The following is a 784-nucleotide window of genomic DNA, read 5'->3' as shown; positions in this document are numbered from 1 at the left end:
CGCCGATGCTCATTCGTTACAATTATGTAACGAATTAATGGCGCGGCACACTAGACGGCAAAGTATGCGTCATCACCGGCACTGGCGGCAGCATGGGAATGGCTGCCGCGTTGCTGTTTGCCGCAGAAGGCGCTCGAGTAGTAGGGTGCGATCTCAACTCCGACCGGGCCGAGGCCACACTTTCCGCAGTCCTGAAGGCTGGGGGCTCCTTGGTTTCTCGCCAGCCGTGTGACCTCACGGTCCGCTCGAACTGTGACGCCGTGATCGACCTGGCCTTGGAAACCTACGGCGGAATCGATGTTGTCTACAACAACGCAGCCATGGCCTACTTCGGCTGGGTCGATCAAATACCTTTTGAAGATTTTGCTAGAACACTGAATGAAGAGGTTAACATTGTTTTCCACATGGTACAGGCGTCCTGGCCGCATCTAGTCAAGCGTGGCGGCGGCTCCATTATCAACACCGCGTCGGCAGCCGGGAAAATCGGTATCGCCAAGCTTCCTCAGATTGCCCACAGCTCGGCCAAGGGTGCGATCATAGCTATGACGAGGCAGCTCGCGGTCGAGGGTGGACCACATCAAATCCGCGCCAATACAATCTCGCCCGGTATTGTCGAAACTAACCAAACGATACCATTGTTGCAGGATCCGCAATGGCACGAAGCGATGGTGGAGCAAACGGTGCTGCGACGTATTGGTCAGCCTCAAGATATTGCGTCCGCTGCGCTTTTTCTCGCCTGGGACGAAAGTTCGTGGATCACTGGCTCCGACCTCGCGGTGGACGG

1 protein-coding gene is annotated in these 784 nt (G+C 56.5%); it reads left to right on the top strand.

What is annotated here, in order from left to right; genetic code table 11:
• Positions 1-92: 92 nt before the first annotated feature.
• Positions 93-784: SDR family NAD(P)-dependent oxidoreductase (locus F6Q13_RS18380; RefSeq protein WP_367141366.1), on the top strand; the 692-nt coding region annotated here is incomplete at its 3' end.

It is taken from the genome of Mycobacterium sp., from assembly GCF_008709575.1.
Classification (GTDB): domain Bacteria; phylum Actinomycetota; class Actinomycetes; order Mycobacteriales; family Mycobacteriaceae; genus Mycobacterium.
Note: the sequence above shows the minus strand (reverse complement) of the source record. Positions and strands in the feature narration are given on the sequence as shown.